Genomic DNA, 21,335 nt, shown 5'->3' with positions numbered 1-21,335 from the left:
GTGCGCCGGATCCACCGGCACATAGCCGGCGCCGGCCTTGAGAATGGCCACCAGCCCGACCAGTGTGTCGAGCCCGCGCCGGGCGACGATGGCCACGCGATCATCAGGGCGAACGCCCAGCCCGATCAGGTGATGGGCCAACGTGTTGGCCTGTCGGTTCAGCTCGGCAAAGGTCAACGCCTGCCCCTGACAGACCGCGGCAACCGCCTCGGGCCGCTCGATCACTTGCGCTTCGAATCGCTGCGCAATGGTCAGCCCCGACACAAACGCCGTGTGCGTGTCGTTGAACGTGACGAGCAACTGTTCACGCTCGTGAGCCTGAACCATGTCGAGCTGTTCCAGCGCTGCCTGATCGTTAGTGACCATCGCATGCAGCAGTTGCTTGAAGTAGCCGACATAACGCTGGATCGTCGATTCATCGAACAACGCCGTGGCGTATTCCAGCGCTCCGCGAATTCCGCTGCGGGTTTCACCCAGGGTCAGCGACAAATCGAACTTGGCAAACTGAGCCGGGCCGCCCACGCTTTCCAGCGCCAGCTCACCCAGCGCCAGCTCCGGCCCCACGCTGTTTTCCCAGCTCAGGGTGGTCTGGAACAACGGACTGTGGGAAAGACTGCGCGCCGGCCGGGTGACTTCCACCACCTGCTCGAACGGCAGATCCTGATGGGCCTGGGCTTGCAGCGTGCACGCCTTGACCCGGGCCAGCAACGCCTCGACGCTGAGCCCGCCGGATGTATCGATCCGCAGGGCCAGGGTATTGATGAACAACCCGATCAGCCCTTCGATTTCCGTGCGGCCACGGTTGGCAATCGGCGAGCCAATCACCACGTCCGACTGGCCGGACAAGCGACTGAGCAACAACGCCCAGGCGCTCACCATCGTCATGTACATCGTTACGCCGTGCCGCTGGCTCAGCGCCTTGAGCCCGGCGCTCAGCGGTTCGTCGAGCCGGAACTCGACGCTGCTGCCGGTGTAGTCCTGTTGCGCCGGGCGCGGACGGTCGGTCGGCAGCACCAGCAAGGTCGGGGCGCCGGCCAGATTTTGCTGCCAGTAATCGCTCTGACGCTGCAGCACTTCACCGCTCAACCAGCGCCGTTGCCAGGTCGCGTAGTCGGCGTATTGCAACGCCAGCGGCGGCAGCGGATCGGCCTCGCCATGACTGAACGCCTGATACAGCGCCATCAGCTCACGGGTCAGCACGCCCATCGACCAGCCGTCGGAGATGATGTGGTGCAAGGTCAGCAGCAACACATGGTGATCGTCAGCCAACCGGACCAGACGCCCGCGAATCAACGGATCGTGCTGCAAATCGAACGGGGTCGAGGCCTGTTCACGGATCAACGCCTGCAAGGCTTCGTCGGCGTGTGGATGCTGACGCAGATCCTCGACCCGCAGCAGCATGCCGCTGTCAACCGCCGCGATCATCACCTGCACCTCATCGTTGTGCGGGACAAAACGGCTGCGCAGGGTTTCGTGGCGGTCGACGATCCGTGCCAGTGCCTGTTGCAGCGCCGCCTCGTCGAGATGGCCGCGCAAACGCAGGCCCAGCGGAATGTTGTAGGCGGTGTTGACCCCTTCCATCCGCGCCAGAAACCACAGTCGTTGCTGGGCAAACGACAGCGGCAGCGCGCCGTCACGAGGCACCGGCAGCATCGCCGGTTGCGAGCTGCGTCCGGCCTGGGCCAGCACCTCGGCGACCGCTGACAGCTCGGCATTGGCGAACAGCTCGCTCAGGGCCAGCTCGACGCCCAGGCGTTGGCGAACCTGGGAGACCATGCGCATCGCCAGCAGCGAGTGGCCACCCAGTTCGAAAAAGTGGTCACGCCGCCCGACCCGCTCGACCTGCAGCACTTCACCCCAGATCCGCGCCAACGCGGTTTCCAGTTCGCCGTGCGGTGCTTCGTAATGGCGGGTGAACAACGCCGCGCGATCCGGCGCCGGCAAGGCCTTGCGGTCGACCTTGCCGTTGGCCGTCAGCGGCAACGCGTCCAGCCGCACGAACGCCGTCGGCACCATGTATTCGGGCAATTGCGCCAGCAGGCAAGCGCGCAGCTCAGCCACCGGTTGCGGTTCGACCTGAGCCTGTTCGGTGTAATAGGCCACCAGACGCGGCTGACCGGGTTCGTCTTCGCGGGCCAGCAATACCGCTTCCTGGATACCGGGAAGCTGGTTGAGCCGGGTTTCAATCTCGCCCAGCTCAATGCGCACGCCGCGAATCTTCACCTGATCGTCGTTGCGCCCCAGGTATTCGAGGGTGCCGTCGCCCTGCCAGCGCGCCAGGTCACCGGTGCGGTACATGCGCCCGTTGTTGAACGGATCGTCGAGAAAGCGTTCAGCCGTCAGCTCCGGACGGTTCAGATAACCCCGGGCAACCCCGGCGCCCCCGACATACAACTCCCCCGCCACGCCGATGGGCACCGGGCGTTGCTGCTCATCCAGCAGATACACCGTGGCGTTACTCACCGGCCGACCGATGTGCAGCGTCTGCCCGGCCTCGACCTTGCCCGAGGTCGCCACCACCGTGGCTTCGGTCGGACCGTAGTTGTTGATCACATCGAAATGCTGGTGACGGCTGAACTGCCGCAAGCGATCGCCGCCGATCAGCAGCGTGCGCAAGGTCGGGTGTTCGAGGTTTTGACTGAAGGCGTATTCGGCCACTGGCGTTGGCAAAAAGCTCACATCCAGCGGTTGCGCGCGCCACCAGTCGAGCAAAGCGTCGATGTCTTCGTTGCCGTCCCGGGTCGGGGCCAGGTGCAGGGTCGCACCGGCACACAACGCCGGCCAGACTTCCCAGGCCATGGCGTCGAAGCCGAACCCGGCAAGGCTTGACGTGTGGCGGCCGGCGCACAGATCGAACGCGCCGCAATGCCAGTCGACGAGGTTGGACAGGGTGCGGTGTTCGACCATCACGCCCTTGGGCAGACCGGTCGAGCCCGAGGTGTAGATCACGTAGGCCAGATGTTCGGTGGTCAGCCCCGGCACTTGCGGATCGAGGGCCAGACTCAGTGGCCAGGTACGGCGGTCGAGGTCGATCACCGGGACGTCCAGCGTCGGCAGTCGATCACGCAGATCGCTCTGGGTCAGCACCACCACCGGGGCGCTGTCGCTGAGCAGATAGCTCAAGCGTTCGGCGGGATACGCCGGGTCAACCGGTACGTAGCCGGCCCCAGCCTTGAGAATCGCCAGCAGCCCGGCCAGCGTATCCAACCCTCGGCGGGCGACGATGGCCACGCGATCATCGGGGCGAACGCCCAGGCTGATCAGATGATGGGCCAGTGCATTGGCGTGCTGGTTCAGCTCGGCATAGGTCACTTGTTCACCGAGGAACACCGCCGCCACCGCTTCCGGCCGCTCGATGACTTGCGCCTCGAAACGCTGATGAATGGTCAGCCCTTGCGGATAGTCAGCCCGGGTGGCGTTGAAGCCGCGCAGGATCTGCTCGCGCTCCGCGTCCGGCAGGATCGGCACCTGGCTGATCGGTGAATCCGGCGCCTGTTCCAGCGCAGACACCAGACCGCTCAGGGCACCGAGCATGTAATCGCACACCCGTTGCGGATCGACCTCAGTGGTGGCGAGCAAGGTCAGGCTGAAGGCGTCGCCCAGGTCATCGATACTCAGGGTCAGCGGATAATTGGTGCGCTCTTCCGAGTGCAGAGTGGTGATGCCTTCCCACGCCGACAGGGTTTGTGCGCTCGCCGATGCCGCGCCATGGCTGTGGCGATAATTGAGCAAGGCGCTGAACAGCGGCGTCGGCGCAGCCACGCTGCTGCAGCGCTGGGCCAGCGCCAGCGGCGCGTGTTCATGGCGCATCAATGTCGTGAGGCGCGCGTGTGTCGCCTGCACGGCTCTGCGCACGGTTTGAGCATCGACGTCCACCCGCACCGGCAAGGTGTTGATGAAAATGCCCAGCGCCCGGTCGGTGGCTTCAGCACCTTGCAGGCGCCCCATCAACACCGTGCCGAACACCACACGCTGCTTGCCGGCAAGCGTGGCCAGCACCTGCGCCCATGCCAGGTGGAACAGACTGGCCGCGCTCACCCCGAGCTGCCGCGCCTGCCCCCGCAGACGTTGGCCCAAGGCCGGTTCGACCGGCACACTCAGCTCGGTGATGCCGTGCCCGTCCCCCTGCACATCCTGCAAACCGAACGGCAAGGTCGGCTCGTCGATATCGCCGAGCATGTCGCGGAAGAACGCCTCGTGCTCACTCTCGCTGACACCCAGCCGCGCCTGCGCCACGTAATCACGAAACGCGACCGGCCGGCCCAGCAGATTGCCCTGCCCCGTCAGGAACGCGCGCATCTCATGGCGCACCACATCGAGCGCCGAGTGATCCAGCGCCATGTGATGGAACAGCAACGTCGCAACCACACGTTGCCCGGTTTCGTCCCAGGCATGGGCCAGACGCATCATCGGCGCCCGGCCCACGTCCATGCGGAATTCCCGGGCATCGAAACGCTCGTGCAAATACGCCAGCGCATCGCCTTCGGCATCGATCTCTTCCACCGGCAGTTCGGCGTGACGCCAGACCACTTGCTGCGGCGTATCCAGTCCCTCCCAGACCACCGCCGTACGGAGGATGTCGTGGCGATCGATCACGGCCTGCAAAGCCTGAACGAACGCGTTCAAACGCCCGCGATCGGCAAAGGCGAAATGCGCCTGCATCACGTACGGATCACCCTGCGTGGCGCTGACATGATGGTAAAGAATGCCTTCCTGCAACGGCGCCAGCGGGTAGATGTCCTGCACATTGGCGGCGCCACCCGGCACGTCGTCGACCAGACGGTCGATGGTCGCCTGATCGAGTTCGGCCAAGGTCAGCATCGCCGGAGTGATGCGCGTGGTGCCGGGGACAATGCCATTGGCCGGCACGTCGACCTGACCGCTCTTGGTCGCTGAATACTGCCCGGCCTTGATCAGCTCGATCAGCGCCGGTTTGTGCTCGCGCAACAGCGCCAGCACCGCCGGATCGCTCAGCGCCTGTTTGTTGCCCTGTACGCGCAACTGGTCGTCGGTGACCGCCAACTGGATGTCTTTAGCCTTGAGTGTTGCCAACAGTTCGATCACGTTCACAGGACGATCTCCATTCTTTCCGTAATTGCGGCGTAACCGGCCAGGGTCGGTTGTTCGAACAACGCCCTGACCTCGGCTTCCATGCCTTCCTGACGTAACCGGCCGATCAGACTGACCGCCAACAATGAGTGTCCGCCCAGTTCAAAAAAGTTGTCGTGCCGCCCTACCCGTTCCACGTTGAGCAATTCGGCCCAGAGCCCGGCGAGGAGGATTTCCACCTCGCCGACCGGTGCTTCGTATTCGCGGGTGATGACCGAGGCCTGATCCGGCGCCGGCAGGGCCTTGCGGTCGAGTTTGCCGTTGGGGCTCAACGGCAGAGCATCGAGATGCACGAACACCGCTGGCACCATGTAGTCCGGCAGATGCTCCAGCAGATGACCGCGCAGCACGTCGATTTCCAGTCGTGCGCCGGTGTAATAGGCCACCAGGCGTTTGTCTCCCGGCACATCTTCTCGGGCCAGCACCGCCGCTTCTTGAACGCCACCGATGTCGGTCAGGCGAGACTGGATTTCACCGAGTTCGATGCGCAGGCCACGGATCTTCACCTGATCGTCGTTGCGGCCCAGGTATTCGATGTTGCCGTCAGCCAGATAGCGGGCGACGTCGCCGGTGCGATACATCCGGCCGTTCGGCTGGAATGGATCCTGAAGGAAACGTTCGGCGCTGAGTTCAGGACGGTTCAGGTAACCCCGCGCCACTTGCACGCCGCCGATGTACAGCTCGCCGACCACGCCTTGCGGCACCGGTTGTTGCTGGGCATCGAGGATGTACATGCGCGTGTTGGCGATTGGTTTGCCGATGGGCGTGTTGTCCGGCGTGGTGTCGATGGGCCCGGCGCAATCCCACGCCGTGACGTCCACGGCCGCTTCGGTCGGGCCGTACAGGTTGTGCAAGTCGCTGCCCGGTAATTGCTGCTTGAAGCGCCGCACCAGACTGCCCGGCAACGCTTCACCGCTGCACATCACCTGACGCAAACCGTTGCAACGTGCGGTGTCACCGTGAGCGAGGAACACGTCGAGCATCGACGGTACGAAGTGCAGCGTGGTGATGCGTTCGCGTTCGATCACTTCGCTCAGATACAGCGGATCCTTGTGGCCGCCCGGACGCGCCATCACCAACCTGGCGCCGGTCATCAGTGGCCAGAAGAATTCCCACACCGAGACGTCGAAGCTGAACGGCGTTTTCTGCAGCACTGAATCTTCAGCCGTCAGACGATAAGCGTCCTGCATCCACAGCAAGCGGTTGACCACCCCGCTGTGCTCGTTGATCACGCCTTTCGGCTGGCCGGTGGAACCGGAGGTGTAAATCACATAAGCCGTGTGCTGCGGGGTCAGTCCATCGACCGAAGGGTTATCGGACGACTGTGATTGCCAATTCTGGTGATCCAGATCGACCACCGGCACCGCGACCTCACCCAACAACCCGCGAGTCGAACCCTGCACCAGCACTGCCAACGGCGCGCTGTCCTCCAGCATGTAGGCCAGACGTTCCAGCGGATACGCCGGATCCAACGGCACATAACCGCCGCCGGCCTTCAGAATCGCCAGCAGCCCGACCACCATTTCGAGCCCGCGCTCGACGCAGATCGCCACCCGCGCATCCGGACCGACGCCCAAACCGCGCAAGTGATGCGCCAAACGGTTGGCCCGAGCGTTCAGCTCGGCATAACTCAGCCGCTGTTCGCCTGAGAGCACCGCCACAGCCTGCGGCGACCGCAAGACCTGCGCCTCGAACAAGCCATGGATGCTTTGCTGAAGTTCATAACCAACATCGGTAGCGTTGAAATCGAACAGCAACCGCTGCCGCTCTGCTCCCTCAAGAATCGGCAAGCGATTCATCGCCTGCGTCGGTGCCTGTTCCAGCGCCTCCACCAATGCCAACAACGCCGTTTGCATGTAACCGCAAATCCGCTGCGCGCCAATGTCCGCCGGCACCATGGCAATCAGCGAGAAACCGTTGCCCAGGTCATCGACGTTCAGGCTCAGCGGATAGTTGGTGCGCTCTTCACTGCTCAGGGTCTCGATGCCCTGCCAGGCCTGAACCACGCTGTCCGCATGCTCTGCACCGTGGCTGTGTCGATAGTTGAGCATCGCACTGAACAACGGCGACGGCGCCGCAATCCCGCTGCAACGCTGGGCCAGTGCCAACGAAGCATGCTCATGCCCCAGCAATGCGGTGAGGCGCTGATGCGTCGTCTTCACCGCCTCACGCACCGGGGTCTCGCCCAGATCGACCCGCAACGGCAAGGTGTTGATGAACATGCCCAGCGCACGGTCGGCGCCCTGGCCGCCCTGCATCCGGCCCATCAGCACGGTGCCGAACACCACGTTGTCCTGCCCGGAGGTCGCCGCCAATACCTGGGCCCAGGCGAGGTGGAACAGGCTGGCCACGCTGATGCCCATCTGCCGCGCCTGACTGCGCAGTCGCAGGTTCAAGCCATTGTCGAGCGCCTGCTGCACTTCCTCGATGCCACGTCCGTCGCCGCGCACATCGCGCAGGCTGAACGGCAGGGTCGGTTCGTCGATGTCGCCGAGCATGTCGCGGAAAAACGCTTCATGCTCCGACTCCGAAACGCCCAGACGCGCCTGCGCCACGTAATTGCGGTATGGCACCGCCGCCGGCAAAGGTTCGTCAGCCCCGCGCAGGTACGCCTGCATTTCGTGGCGCACCACTTCCAGCGCGGTGTGGTCGAGCACGATGTGATGGAACAGCAGCATCGCCACCACCCGGCCACGGGCCGGATCGCGGGCATACACCAGTCGCAGCAACGGTGCCTGTGCGATGTCGAGGCGGTAATGCCGGGCATCGAACCGCGCGTGCAACTGCTCAAGTATGTCGCCGGCCGCAGGATCTAGCATGACCTCCTGCACCACGACTTCAGCCTGACGCCACACGACCTGTACCGGCACGCTCAAACCTTCCCACACCACGCCCGTGCGCAGCACGTCATGGCGGTCGATGACGTGTTGCAACGCCGCACGGAAACGCTGCAGACGTTCAAGGCTGTCGAACGCCAGCCGCGATTGCAGCAGGTAGGGATCGCCTTCTCCTGCGCTCAAGTGGTGGTAAAGAATGCCTTCCTGCAACGGCGCCAGCGGATAGATGTCCTGCACGTTGGCCGCGCCGCCCGGCACGCTGGACACCACGCGGTCGATGGCGGCCTGATCCAGCGTGACTAGCGTCAGCATGTCCGGGGTGATGCGGGTGCAACCGGCCGCGATGCGATTGGCCGGCACTTCGATTTCACGCCCGCTGCCCACGGCGGCGGCCAGTGCGGCCAGGGTGGGCTGACTGAACAGCACGCGCACGTCGGTGCTCAGGCCGATCTGGCGCATGCGCTCGATCAGGCTCACTGCCAGCAGCGAGTGACCGCCCAGTTCGAAGAAGTGATCGTGACGTCCGACCCGCTCGACTTTCAGCACCTCGGCCCAAAGTCGGGCCAAAGCAATTTCGGTCTCGCCGACGGGAGGCTCGTATTCACGCACCAGCACCGACTCGGCACCGGGGGCCGGCAGCACCTTGCGATCCACCTTGCCGTTGGGGCTCAGTGGCAGGCTGTCGAGCGCGACGAATGCCGACGGCACCATGTAGTCCGGCAGGCGTGCGAGCAAGTGTTCGCGCAATGCCTCGATCCCCGGCTGGCCGGCCTCGGCGTGCCAGGTGAAGTACGCCACCAGACGCTCCTCACGCACCAGCACCACGGCTTCACGCAGGGCGAGATGGCTGAGCAGTTGCGCTTCGATTTCACCCAACTCCAGGCGCAGGCCACGCAGCTTGACCTGGAAGTCGTTGCGCCCGATGAATTCGAGCTGGCCATCGGCGCGGTAGCGCACCAGGTCGCCCGTGGCGTACAGCCGATCGCCGGCCACGAACGGGCTCGGGATAAACCGTTCAGCCATCAACTGCGACAACCCCAGATAGCCCCGCGCAACCCCGGCACCACCAATGAACAACTGACCGATGACGCCCATCGGCACCGGCCGTTCGGCGGCGTCGAGTACATAGAGACGAGTGTTGATGATCGGCCGTCCGATCGGCAACGCGCTGCCCGGCACCGGCATCGAAGGCTCCAGCGTCCACACCGTGCTGTCGACCGTGGCCTCGGTCGGGCCGTAGACGTTGTGCAAACGCACCTGCGGCAAACGCTCACGAACCAGACGAGCCAGCGCTGGCGTCAGGTCTCCGCCGCCACAGAACACATCGGTGAGGCTGCTGCACTGGCTGACGTCGTCCTGCTCGAGGAACTGTTGCAGCAGCACCGGCACGAACTGGATCACGCTGATCCGCTGCTCGCGAATCACCTGCGCCAGATACGCCGGCTCGCGGTGCCCGTCAGGACGCGCCAGCACCAGACGCAGCCCGGCGCTCAACGGCCAGAACAGCTCCCAGACCGAGGCATCGAAACTGAACGGGGTTTTCTGCAACAGGGCGCCGTCCGTAACGGCAGGACACAGTTGCGAACTCCAGTGCAACAGATTGCCGACGCCGCGATGCTCGACCATCACGCCTTTCGGCGCACCGGTCGAACCGGAGGTGTAGATCACGTAGGCCAGGTTCGAAGCGCTCAGGTTCGGCACTTGCGGATTGTCATCCGGGTTGAATGTCCAGTGAGCCTGATCCAGATCGATCACCAGTGCAGCGCTCTCATCGAGCAATGCGCGAGTCGCCCCATGAACCAGCACCGCCACCGGGGCGCTGTCCTTGAGCATGTAATCCAGACGCTCCGCCGGGTACGCAGGGTCCAGCGGCACATAGGCGCCGCCAGCCTTGAGGATGCCGAGCAGACCGACCAGCAGCTCCAGCCCCCGCTCGACGCAGATCGCCACCCGCGAATCCGGCCCCACGCCCAGTTCGCGCAGGTGATGGGCCAGACGGTTGGCCTGTGCGTTGAGTTCGGCGTAGGTCAGCCGCTGTTCACCGGCCTGCAACGCAATGGCTTGCGGCGTGCGCTGCACTTGCGCCTCGAACAGCGCGTGAACGGTTTGCTGCAGATCGTCTGCGGTGCCGGTGTCGTTAAGGTCGTACAGCACCTGCTGACGTTCTGCGCCTTCAAGGATCGGCAAGCGATTCAGTGGTTGATCCGGTGCCTGTTCCAGGGCGTCCGCGAGTGTCTCCAGTGCGGTCTGCATGTAGTCGCAGATGCGCTGCGAACCGATGTTCGCCGGGGTCATGGCAGTGAGCACAAAACCGTTGCCCAGATCATCGACGCCCAGGCTCAATGGATAGTTGGTGCGTTCTTCGCTGCTCAGGGTCTCGATGCCTTGCCAGGCCTGACGCACGCTTTGCTGTTGCGCCTCGTCGGCGCTGTGCCGGTAGTTGAGCATCGAACTGAACAGCGGTGACGGCGCGGACACACCGCTGCAACGCTGGGCCAGCGCAAGTGACGCGTGCTCATGACCGAGCAATGCGCTCAGACGCGCATGAGTCGCCCGAGCCCCTTCGCGCACCGGGATTTCCCCCAGATCGACCCGCAGCGGCAAGGTGTTGATGAACATCCCCAGCGCCCGGTCGGCCCCTTCGCCGCCCTGCATCCGACCCATCAGCACTGTGCCGAACACCACCCGTTCCTGCCCGGACGTCGCGGCCAGCACCTGCGCCCACGCGAGGTGAAACAGGCTGGCTACGCTGATGCCCAGTTGCCGCGCGAGGCTGCGCAGACGCTGACCGGTCACTTCGGTCAGAGCCTGTTGCGTTTCCTCGATGTCGCGACCGTCACCTTGTACATCCTGCAATCCGAACGGCAGGGTCGGCTCGTCGATGTCGCCGAGCATGTCGCGGAAGAACGCTTCGTGCTCCTGCTCGCTGACACCCAGACGCGCCTGCGCCACGTAGTTGCGGTAAGGCACGGCCGCGCCCAGCGAAGCTTTATGCCCTTGCAGGCAGGAGAGCATTTCGTGCTGCACCACGTCCAGCGCGGTGTGATCCATCACGACATGGTGGAACAGCAACATCGCGACCACCCGGTCGTGGGCCGGATCACGGGCATACACCAGTCGCAGCAGCGGTGCCTGGCTGATGTCGAGGCGGTAGTGTCGGGCATCGAAACGCCCGTGCAACTGCTCGAGGACGTCGCCATCCGCCGGGTCGAGCAAGATCTCCTGCACCGGCAGCTCAACGTGACGCCACACCACTTGCATCGGTTCGGCCAGTTCCTGCCAGATCACCGCCGTGCGCAGGATGTCGTGGCGTGCCATGACCTGACGCAGCGCTGCGGCAAAGCTCTCGACCCGCTCGACGCTGTCGAAGGCCAGCCGCGATTGCAGCAGGTACGGGTCACCCTGTTCGGCGCTCAAGTGGTGATAAAGGATGCCTTCCTGCAACGGCGCCAGCGGATAAATGTCCTGCACGTTGGCAGCGCCGCCTGGCACCGTGGCAACGATCCGGTCAATGCTCGGCTGATCCAGTTCGGCCAGGCTCAGCAGGTCCGGGGTGATGTGGGTGCAGCCAACGGGAATGCGGTTGGCCGGCACTTCGATTTCGCGACCGCTGCCTACCGCTTCGGCCAGTGCAGCCAGCGTTGGCTGGCTGAACAGCACGCGCACGTCGGTGTTCAGGCCGATCTGGCGCAGACGTTCGATCAGGCTCACCGCCAGCAGCGAATGGCCGCCCAGTTCGAAGAAGTTGTCGTGGCGACCGACCTTTTCCAGCCTCAGGACATCGGCCCAGATCTGCGCCAACGCAGTCTCCACCGGCCCTTGCGGGGCTTCGTATACACGGCTGAGCCAGGCGTTCTGATCCGGTTCCGGCAAGGCCTTGCGGTCGAGTTTGCCGTTGGCGGTCAGCGGCAAGGCGCCGAGTCGCACGTAAGCCGCCGGGATCAAGGCTTGCGGCAGAAGCGTTTGCAAATGATTGCGCAGGGCTTCGATATGGGTCGGCGCACGCTCGGTGAACCACACCAGCAACTGCCCGTCGCGCACCAGCGCCACCGCGTCCTGCACCGCCGGATGGCTGGCCAGCGCCGCTTCGATTTCCCCCAGTTCAACCCGCACGCCACGCAGTTTCACCTGATCGTCGTTGCGGCCCAGGTATTCGATGTTGCCGTCCGCCAGCCAGCGCGCGAGGTCGCCGGTGCGGTACATCCGCGCCTGCGGCTGGTCGCTGAACGGGTCGGCGAGAAAGCGTTCGGCGGTGAGATCGGGACGGTTCAGGTAACCCCGCGCCACCCCGGCGCCGGCGACGTACAGCTCGCCCGTCACACCCACCGGCACCGGACGTTGTTGGTCATCGAGCAGATAGATGCGGGCGTTGGCCATCGGACGGCCGATGTGCAGCGGTTGGCCGACTTCCACCGGCCCGGACGTAGCGACCACCGTGGCCTCGGTCGGGCCGTAGTTGTTGATCACCGCAAAGCTCTGCGCACGGTTGAACTGGCGCAGCTTGTCCCCGCCGATCAGCAAGGTGCGCAAGGTCGGATGGTGCAACTCGCGGCTGAAGGCGTATTCGGCCACCGGAGTCGGCAGGAAGCTGACTTGCAACGGCTGCGCTCGCCACCAGTCGAGCAGTTCGTCCAGATGCTCGTTGCTCACCGATTCCGGCGGCAGGTGCAGGGTCGCGCCAACGCACAGCGCCGGCCAGACTTCCCAGGCCATGGCATCGAAACCGAACCCGGCAACGCTGGCGGTGTGGCTGCCGGCATGCAGGTCAAAGGCTTCGGCGTGCCAGTGCACGAGGTTTTCCAGGGTCGCGTGCTCGACCATCACGCCTTTCGGCTGGCCAGTGGAGCCCGAGGTGTAGATCACGTACGCCAGGTGCGCCGGAGTCAGGTACGGCAGTTGCGGATTGGTCTCAGGCAGGTGTTGCCAGGCGTCACTGTCCAGATCGATCACCGGCATCATGCCCAGCAGCTCCCGGGTCGAAGCCTGGGCCAGCACGGCCACTGGGTCACTGTCCTGCAACAGGTAGGCGATGCGTTCCACCGGATGCGCCGGATCCACCGGCACATAACCGGCGCCGGCCTTGAGAATCGCCAGCAGCCCGACCAGCATCTGCGGGCCACGACGCACGCAAATTGCGACGCGGTCATCCGGTTGTACACCGAGGCCGATCAAATGATGGGCCAGTTGGTTGGCGCGCTGATTGAGCTGCCCGTAGGTCAGCTGTTGCGTACCTTGAATCACCGCGAGCGCATTCGGATTGCGCTCGGCCTGAACCTCGATCATTGCGTGAATCGTCGCGCCACGGGGATAGGCCGTGACCGGTGGATTGAAGCCGTCGACCAGACGTTCCAGTTCCGCGGCCGAAAGGATCGGCAAGCGGTTAAGCGGCTTTTGCGGCGTCTGTTCCAGCGCCTGCACCAGTTGCTCCAGCGCGGTGTGCATGTAACTGCAAATCCGTTGCGCGCCGATCTGGCTGACCGCCAGAACCGACAAGGCAAACCCTTCACCCAGATCGTCCACACTCAGGGTCAACGGGTAGTTGGTGCGCTCTTCACCACCGAGTTTCTGCACGCCCTCCCAGATGCCCTGGCCGTTCTGCGACGGCTCTGCGGGGGCACTGTGACGGTAGTTGAACAAGGCACTGAACAGCGGCGACGACGCCGCGACACCGCTGCAACGCTGGGCCAGCGCCAGCGAGGCGTGTTCATGCCCGAGCAACGCCGTCAGCCGTGCGTGAGTCGCCTTGACCCCGTCGCGCGCGCCGGCGCCGACATCGATGCGCAGCGGCAAGGTATTGATGAACACCCCCAGCGCCCGGTCGGCGCCATCGCCACCCTGCATCCGCCCCATCATCACCGTGCCGAACACCACATCGCGGCGGTTCGACAGCACGCTCAGCACTTGCGCCCAGGCCAGGTGCATCAGGCTGGCCGCGCTCACGCCCAGTTGCCGCGCCTGTTCACGCAGGCGCCCGTTGAGTTCGGCAGCCACCGGTTGCAGCGCTTCCTCGACGCCGTGACCGTCACCCTGCACATCCCGCAGTCCTAGCGGCAGCGTCGGCTCGTCGATATCACCGAGCATCTCGCGGAAGAACGTTTCGTGCTCCTGCTCGCCGAGCCCCAGACGTGCCTGGGCGACGTAGTTGCGATAGGGGATCGGCGCCGAAAGGTGGTCGATCTCACCGAACATCACATCGCGCATTTCTTCAACGATCACTTCCAGCGCGGTGTGATCGAGGATCAGGTGATGGGACAGCAGGATAGCCACCACGCGCTGCTGTTTCGGGTCTTCGGCATAGACCATGCGCAGCAGCGGCGCCTGGCTGATGTCGAGGCGGTAGTGACGGGCATCGAAACGCTCGTGCAACTGCTCGAGGATATCGCCCTGTGCCGGGTTCAGCGTTACGTGTTGCACCACCAGCTCGGCGTGGCGCCACACCACTTGATGAGGAATCGCCAGGCCTTCGTGGACAACGCTGGTACGCAGGATGTCGTGGCGGGCGACGACCTGCTGCAAGGTGTCGGTGAAGGTACGCAAACGTTCGACACTGTCGAAGGCCAGCCGCGATTGCAGCAGGTACGGGTCACCCTGCTCAGCACTCAAATGGTGGTAAAGGATGCCTTCCTGCAACGGCGCCAGCGGGTAGATTTCCTGCACATTGGCAGCACCGCCCGGTACGGTGGCGACGATCCGCTCGATGCTGGCCTGATCCAGTTCGGTCAGGCTCAGCAGGTCCGGGGTGATGTGGGTGCAATCAGCAGGAATGCAGTTGGCCGGCACTTCGATTTCGCGTCCGCTGCCCACCGCCGCTGCCAATGCTGCCAGGGTTGGTTGGCTGAACAGCACGCGCACGTCGGTGCTCAGGCCGATCCGGCGCAGGCGCTCGATCAGGCTCACCGCCAGCAGCGAATGGCCGCCCAGTTCAAAGAAGTTGTCGTGGCGACCGACCTTTTCCAGCTTCAGGACATCGGCCCAGATCTGCGCCAGCGCGGTTTCCACCGGGCCTTGCGGGGCTTCGTATGCCTGGCTGAGCCAGGCGCTCGGATCCGGCAACGGCAAGGCCTTGCGGTCGACTTTCCCGTTGTTGTTCAGCGGCAAGGCGTTGAGCTGCACCCAGGCCGAGGGCACCATGTATTCCGGCAGGCGTGCTTGCAATTGTTCGCGCAGGCTGGCGCTGTCCACGCCCTCTTCGGCGGTGAAATATGCCACGAGGCGTAACGGTTCCTGACCGTCCTGACGGGCCAGCACGATGGCTTCCTTGACCCCTTCACAGTTCAGCAGGCGGTTTTCGATTTCCCCCAGTTCAATGCGGAAGCCGCGAATTTTCACCTGATCGTCATTACGACCGATGCATTCCAGTTGGCCCGGCGCGAGCCAGCGTGCGAGGTCGCCGGTGCGATACAGCAATGCGCCCGGTTGCCCGCTGAACGGGTCTTTCAGGAATTTCTCGGCGGTCAGGTCCGGGCGATTGAGGTAACCCAGCGCCACGCCTAGGCCGCCGATGTACAGCTCGCCGGTCACGCCCATCGGCACGGGTTGCTGGCGAGCGTCGAGCACGTAGACCTGGGTGTTGGAGATCGGGCCGCCAATCGGCACGCTGTCGGCGGTTTCTGCCACTTCGTGCACTTCAAACGTCGTGGCATAGGTGGTGGTTTCGGTCGGGCCGTAGCAGTGGACGATGCGCAGGTTCGGCGCCTCGGCCAGCAGGCGGCGGAAGGCGGCCGGGTCAGCGCGTTCACCACCGCAGAGCGCAATGCGCAGGCCCTTCAGTGCCTCGGGGATCAGTTGAACGTACTGGTTGAACAGCGCGGTGGTGACGAACAGGACCGTCACGCCCGAGGCCGCCAATTCCTGTCCGAATGCGTGAGGATCGAGCAAGGTCGCGTGATCGATCACCACCACTCGCCCGCCGTTGAGCAGCGGCCCCCAGACGTCCATGGTGCTGGCGTCGAACGCCGGGTTGGACGCAAATGCCACGCGGTCCTGTGAGTTGAAATCGGCATAACCGTTGTTGATTACCAGTCGGCCGATCGCCCGGTGCGGCACCATCACGCCCTTCGGTGTGCCGGTGGAACCGGAGGTGTACATGATGTAGGCCACGGATTCCGAAGACTGCGACAGGTCCGGGTTGTGCGTCGGTTGCGCGTCCAACGGCAGCGCATCCAGATCAATACGGCGCACAGCGTAATCAACCGTTTCAGTACTGAAGGTCAACAGCGCTTTCGCCCCGCAATCCTCGACCATGAACGCCTGACGCTCGGCCGGGGCGTTGATGTCCAGTGGTACATAAGCCGCTGCGCATTTACCGATGGCCAGTTGCGCAACCAGCAGATCCAGCGAACGCGGCAGCAGGATCGCCACATGATCCCCCGGCTGCACGCCCTGCCCGATCAGATGGTGGGCCAGTCGGTTGGCCCGTTGATTCAGTTCCTCATACGTCAGCACCGTGTGGCCATGCACCGCCGCCACAGCTTGCGGATGCAGTTTCACTTGCTGCTCGAACAGACCATGAACCGTCGAACCCGACGGGTAATCCCGGTGAGTGTCATTGAAACCCACCAGCAACTCCCGACGCTCATCCCGCGGCAGAATCGACAACTGATCGACACCCAGTTGCGGCGTCTGCTCCAGCGCCTGCACCAGACTGTCGAAGGCAATGTTGATGTACTCGCAGACCCGCGCACCATCGATACCCGGCACCGCTTGCACACTCAGACGCAAGCCTTCGCCAAGGTCATCGACGCTGACCACCAGCGGATAGTTGCTGCGCTCGCGGGAGCTGAGCAATTCAATGCCGTCCAGGGTCAAGCCGGCAGCCTGCGGCGCGCTATGGCGATAGTTGAGCAACGTACCAAACAGCGGCAACGCCCCCGAAACCCCGCTGCAACGCTGGGCCAGCGCCAGTGACGCTTGTTCATGCGCAAGCAACTGCGCCAGCCGTTCATGGGTGGCGAGCACGCTCTCGCGCACCGCCGTGCTGGTCACGCTGACCCGCAGCGGCAAGGTGTTGATGAACAGGCCCAACGCTCGGTCGGCGCCCTCGCCGCCCTGCATCCGGCCCAGCAACACCGTGCCGAACACCACCTCGTCCCGGCCGCTAAGCTGCGCCAGTACCTGCGCCCAGGCCTGGTGCGCCAGACTTGCGACGCTGATACCGAGCCGGCGCGCCTGCTCGCGCAGACGCAAGGCCAGCGCGGTATCCAGCGTGAGTTGGCTGTCGACTACCGCGCTGCCGTCGCCGTGCACGTCCTGCACGCCGAACGCCAGGGTCGGCTCGTCGATGTCGCCGAGCATGTCGCGGAAAAATCCTTCGTGCGCCTCGGCATCCGCGCCGAGCCGTGCCTGTGCGACGTAGTTGCGATACTGCACCGGGGTCGCCAGTTCGGCGGCGTGGCCGTGCAGCACGCTGTTCATCTCGGTCACCAGCACTTCCAGCGCGGTGTGATCGAGCATCAAGTGGTGCATCAACAGAATGCCGACCCAGCGTTGTTGCTGCGGATCCTCGGTGTAGGCAAAGCGCATCATCGGCGCGCGGCCCAGGTTCAGACGGTAGTGACGCGGGTCGAAACGTGCCTGCATCTGTTGCAGCACGTCGCCGTCCTGCGGGTCGGCATCGACTCGTTCAAGCGCCAGCGGCGCCGCACGCCAGACCACTTGCACCGGCTCTTCGAGGCCTTCCCAGACCACGCTGGAACGCAGGATGTCGTGGCGCGCGATCACCACGTTCACGGCGCGCACGAACGCCTTGATCGAATTGATCCCGTCAAACACGAATTGCGCCTGCAACACGTAAGGATCGCCCGCAGTTGCCGCCATGTGGTGATACAGAATCCCCGCCTGCAACGGCGCCAGCGCATAGATATCCTGCACATTGGCGACGCCACCGGGGACACTTTCCACGATCCGGTCGATGCCGGCCTGATCCAGCGAGGCCAGGGGCAGCAGGTCTGGCGTGATGTATTGGCAGTCCGGGGTGATGCGATTGACCGGCACTTGAACGCTGGACGACGCGCCCAGGGTTGCCGCCAGCCCCGCCACGGTAGGCCGGCCGAACAGAACCCGCACATCGCAGCTCAACTCCTGCTGGCGCATGCGCTCGACCAGCTTCACCGCCAACAGGGAATGGCCGCCCAGTTCAAAGAAGTTGTCGTGGCGACCGACCTGCTCGACGTTCAGCAGGGCCTGCCAGATCTCGGCGATGCGACATTCCACATCGCCGACCGGCGCCTCGTACCCGCGCAGCAACTGGCCGCTTTGATCCGGGGCCGGCAAGGCCTTGCGGTCGAGTTTGCCGTTGGGGCTCAGCGGCATGGCGTCGAGATGGACGAACGCCGTCGGCACCATGTAATCCGGCAACTGCTCCAGCAGATGGCTGCGCAGTTTGCCGATGTCCAGCGGCTCACCGCTGTAGTACGCCACCAGCCGTGGATCGCCGGCCACGTCTTCGCGCACCAGCACTTCGGCCGTGAGCACGGTGTCGAGTTGAATCAGTCGCGCCTGGATTTCCCCGAGTTCGATGCGCAAACCGCGAATCTTTACCTGATCGTCGTTACGACCGAGGTATTCGAGGTTGCCATCAGCCCGATAGCGGCACAGGTCGCCCGTGCGGTACAGCCGCGCGTTCGGCTGATCGCTGAATGGATCGTCGAGGAAGCGCTCGGCGGTGAGCGACGCAAGATTCAGATACCCCCGCGCCACCTGTACGCCGCCGATGTAGAGCTCACCGGCCACGCCCATCGGCAGCGGTTGCAACTGTTCATCGAGAATGTACAAACGGGTGTTGCTGACCGGTCGGCCGATGGGCAACAGCGCTTCCGGCACGGGCATCGACGGCTCCAGCGTCCACACCGTGCTGTCCACCGTAGCCTCGGTCGGGCCATAGACGTTATGCAAACGCACCTGCGGCAGACGCTCGCGCACTTGAAGGGCCAACGCAGGGGTCAGCTCGCCGCCGCCACAGAAAACATCCGTAAGGCTGGTGCATTGACTGACGTCTTCCACGTCGAGGAACTGTTGCAGCAACGCCGGGACGAACTGGATGACGCTGATACGCTGCTCGCGCACCACTTGCGTCAGATACGCCGGTTCGAAATGCGCGTCGGGACGCGCCAGCACCAGCCGCAGGCCAGCCGTCAACGGCCAGAACAGCTCCCAGACCGAGGCGTCGAAACTGTAAGGGGTTTTCTGCAACAGCGCGCCGTCCGCCACGGGCGGGCAAACCTGCGAGCTCCAATGAAGCAGATTGCCCAGGCCACGGTGTTCGACCATCACCCCTTTCGGCGTGCCGGTGGAACCCGAGGTGTAGATCACGTAGGCCAGGTTCGAAGCGTTCAAGCCCGGCACGTGAGGATTGTGATCGGGATAGTCCTGCCAGTGGTCCTGATCGAAATCGAGCAACGGCACACCGCCCGCCTCGAACATCGCCCGGGTCGCGCCGTGCGCCAGCAGCGCCACCGGGGCGCTGTCCTTGAGCATGTAATTCAGGCGTTCCGCCGGGTACGCCGGGTCCAGCGGCACATAAGCGCCGCCGGCCTTGAGAATGCCCAGCAGGCCGATCACCAGTTCAGGCCCGCGTTCGACGCAGATCGCCACCGGCGTGTCCGGCCCGACACCCAGCTCACGCAATCGGTGAGCCAGGCGATTGGCCCGCGCATTAAGCTCAAAGTACGTCAGTGTTTGTTCATCAGCCTGCAACGCGATGGCCTGTGGCGTGCGCTGAACCTGAGCCTCGAACAGGCGGTGAACGGTCTGTTCCAGATCGAGATCGACGCGGCTGTCATTGAAGCCCACCAGCAATTGCTGACGCTCGTGCTCCGGCAAAATCGGCAACTGGTTGATCAGTGTCTCAGGCGACTGTTCCAGAGCGTCCAGCAAGGCGTCGAGTGCAGTTTGCACGTAGCCGCAGACGCGTTCGGCGCCAATGCCGGTCGGGGCGATGGCGGACAGTCGGAAACCACTGCCCAAGTCATCGACACTCAGGGTCAGCGGATAGTTGGTCGGTTCCTTGCCGCTCAGGACCTGGACACCGGGGGCCAGTTCGATCACCTCGGCAACATCACCGACAGCACTGTGGCGATAGTTGAGCATGGCGCTGAACAACGGCGTCTGCGCGCTCAACGCGCTGCAACGCTGGGCCAATGCCAGCGAGGCCTGTTCGTGAGCGAGCAAGGCGCTCAGCCGTCGGTGTGTGGCGAGCACGCCGTCGTAGACGCTTTGCGCGCCGACATCGACCCGCAGCGGCAAGGTGTTGATGAACATGCCCAGCGCCTGCTCGCCACCGTCGCCCGCCTCCATCCGCCCCAGCAACACGGTGCCGAACACCACCGAGGTGCGCCCGGACAACTGGCCCAACACCCGAGCCAGCGCCAGGTGCATCAGGCTCGCCACGCTCACGCCGAGTTGCCGCGCTTGCGTGCGCAGTCGCAGGTTCAGTGCGTCGCTGAGCGTCAGCTGCGCGTCTTCGAAACCCTGCCCGCCGCCGTGAACATCCTGCAGGCCCCACGGCAGTGTCGGTTCGTCGATATCACCGAGCATCTCGCGAAAGAATGCTTCGTGGGCCTGCTCATCAAGGGACATGCGCGCCCGCGCCAGGTGATTGCGAAACGGCACCGCCGGCGCAACCTGTTCGGTCAGCCCTTGCAGCCAGGCCTGGATTTCGCGGCGCACCACGTCCAGCGCAACGTGGTCGATGATCATGTGATGGAACAGCAGCAGCGCGACGATCCGACCCTGCGCCGGATCCCGTGCATAGACCAAGCGCAGCAGCGGCGCCTGTTGCAGATCGAGGCGCAAGTGACGGGCGTCGTAGCGCGCCTGCAACTGGCTGAACACGTCCGTGGACGTGTCGAGCTGCACCTCTTCGCAGACCAGCGGCGCCTGGCGCCACACCACTTGCACCGGTTCGTCCAGGCGTTCCCAGACAAACGAGGTACGCAAGATGTCGTGACGGTCGATCACCCATTGCAACGCCTGGGCAAACGCGTCGAGACGTTCGTGGTTGTCGAAGGTGAACTGCGCCTGTTGCACATACAGATCACCTTCGCCGGCCGCGAGGTGCAGATAAAGCATGCCTTCCTGTAACGGCGCCAGCGGATAGATGTCCTGCACATTCGCCACCCCACCCGGCACGGTGGCGACGATGCGGTCGATGGCCGGCTGATCCAGTTTCACCAGCGGCAGCATGTCCGGGGTGATGCGCAGCGCCGGGCTCGACCAGTCGCCGCCGTGGCTCGCCACCAGTTCCAGCAATTGCGCCTTGTGCTTGGCGAGGCTGTCCCACAACGCGTCGTCCAGCGCGTCGTCGTCGCCCAGAATGACCAGGTCTTCATCGTCCTGTTGAAGGCGGATCGCATGGGTGGAAATAACAGCCATCAGCTCGCGAAATTGCAT

2 protein-coding genes (1 of these 2 running past the window's edge) are annotated in these 21,335 nt (G+C 64.3%); both read right to left on the bottom strand.

Annotated elements, in window-relative coordinates:
• A protein-coding gene (locus AC07VV_RS01150) for an amino acid adenylation domain-containing protein (protein WP_495034911.1) crosses the window boundary here: on the bottom strand, nt 1-5,070 show its 5' end (the start). 9,579 nt of this gene lie to the left of the window's left edge; the window shows 5,070 of its 14,649 coding nt (coding positions 1-5,070); the start codon lies at nt 5,068-5,070; the stop codon falls past the left edge of the window.
• A complete protein-coding gene (locus AC07VV_RS01145; protein WP_495034910.1) occupies nt 5,067-21,335 on the bottom strand; it encodes an amino acid adenylation domain-containing protein in 16,269 nt (5,422 codons plus the stop codon). The genes AC07VV_RS01150 and AC07VV_RS01145 overlap by 4 nt, the downstream gene beginning before the upstream one ends.

Source organism: Pseudomonas sp. GW821-FHT02C04 (assembly GCF_059421845.1).
Note: the sequence above shows the minus strand (reverse complement) of the source record. Positions and strands in the feature narration are given on the sequence as shown.

Excerpts from the sequence above, each read along its gene's own strand:
- AC07VV_RS01145 (WP_495034910.1), bottom strand. The coding sequence starts at position 21,335 with ATGCAATTTCGCGAGCTGATGGCTGTTATTTCCACCCATGCGATCCGC.